Source organism: Streptomyces sp. ADMS, assembly GCF_033441795.1.
In the GTDB taxonomy this organism is placed as follows: Bacteria; Actinomycetota; Actinomycetes; order Streptomycetales; family Streptomycetaceae; genus Streptomyces.
In genome coordinates, this window is the sequence record NZ_JAVFVX010000296.1 from 1 (window position 1) to 1,686 (window position 1,686).

Consider the following 1,686-nt stretch of genomic DNA (forward strand, 5'->3'; position numbering starts at 1 on the left):
CCTTGATCCACCGAGGTGGTTCGAGAGTGATCTTCTGATCGTTTTCTGCGTCCGCTTTGGACTGGTGGCCGGGTGGGGGCGGGTGGTATCTGCTGGTCTGCCCAGCTTTTCCACGGCTTCGGTTCCGGTTGGGCCCTGGCGGCGGGCGGGTCGGGTAGGGGCTGTTCGGGTCAGCAGGGTGGGCCGTGGGCGGTGGCGAAGAGGTGTGTCCAAGCGTGCTGCCAGGGCCAGTTGTGCGGCAGATGCAGGGTGATGCGTCGTGCGGAGCGGGCGATCCGGGCCGGGACCTGGACCAGATGGGTGCGGAGAGTGGCCGTGGTGGCCTTGGCGTGGAACGCGGAGGCCAGGGAACCAGCGGCCCGCAGCAGGTTGTAGGTCATCGCCCACAGGGTGAGCCAGGCCGAGTTGGCGTGGAAGTGCCCGGACGGCAGATGGGCCAGGGCCCCGGCCTTGCTGTCTGCGATGACCTGCTCGATCACGGCGTGATGGCGGTGTTCCCGCTCGGCCCGCAGCGTTGCGGCAGGCTGGTCGGTGAAGAAAGGGTGGTAGCGCCAGACGGGAAACAGCTCGCCCTGCTCGCCCACGACGGCGGGTTTGGCCAGGTCACGGACCCGGCGCACGATCAGCCGGGCGGTGACCCGATCAGTTTTCTTCCGGCTGGCGAACGCGGTGTATTGGGGTATCTCGGCGACTTCGGCGTCCGAGATGAGCTCACCGGTCTCGGGGTCAGGCACCGCGGTCGGGTATGTGATCTGCTGCCATGTCTCGGTGGGAATGGCCAGGACGGCCCGTTTGATGGAGGGGTTCATGCCGGTGGTGATCGAGAAGTGGGCGCCGGCCCGGCGGCAGGCGGCGATGACCCCGGCGTTGTAGAACTGCGAGTCGGCCCGCAGGATGCGGGTCCCGGAGCAGCCGGCCTCTCGGGCGGTGGCCAGGGCCTCGCTCACGAATTTCGGGGCGCCCCGGGAGTCTGCTGCCTTGCCGCGTCGCATCCGGACCGTGGCGATCACCGGCCGGGAGTTGGGGGTGCAGATTGTGGCGAGGAGGGGGTGCAGGGTGCGGATGCCCTTGAGCCGGCCGTACTCGGCGCCCTGCTTGGTCCGGCCGTAGACGCGTTTGTGGGTGGAGTCGACGTCGATGAACGCCATCGCGTCCGCGCCGGGCAGCAGTGGGGTGTGCGCGGCCAGTTCCGCAAGGAACCTGCGGTGCACGGCGTGGAGTTGGAGAGCGTGGCCGTGGGAGAACGCACGTAGGAACGTACCCAGCGTGGACGGGGCGCGAATACCGCCGAACACGACCGGCATCGCCCCGTGACGCACCACCGCCAGGTCGTCGATGCTGTCCGCGCCCGCGGCCATACCCGCGACGATGCTGGTGACCTTGGCGTCCGCCGCCGCACCCGCCCCGTTCTTCGCCCCGGCCAGCTTCACCTTCTCCGTCACCAACCGCGACAGCCCGCACCGCTCGGCCAGCCGCAGCACCGGGACCAGCCCGGCCTGCGCGATCAGATTCGGATCATCGAACAGAGCGGAGACCGCCGCCGGCGTATGGGAAACTTGCATCTCGGAAGTGCCTTGCTGATTGTGCGTGCCGGAAGCCTGAAGAACTCCCATCATCGCAGGTCACAAGGCACTTCCTCGTTTCAAGAAGAGTTATCCACAAACATCGAATCGGTGGATCAAGGCT

1 protein-coding gene is annotated in these 1,686 nt (G+C 67.8%); it reads right to left on the reverse strand.

Features of this window, described 5'->3' with window-relative positions; translation table 11 throughout:
• Positions 1-170: 170 nt before the first annotated feature.
• Positions 171-1,562 (reverse strand): IS1380 family transposase, encoded by a 1,392-nt coding sequence (locus RB628_RS40490; RefSeq protein WP_318325646.1) that lies wholly within the window; start codon positions 1,560-1,562, stop codon positions 171-173.
• Positions 1,563-1,686: the final 124 nt, after the last annotated feature.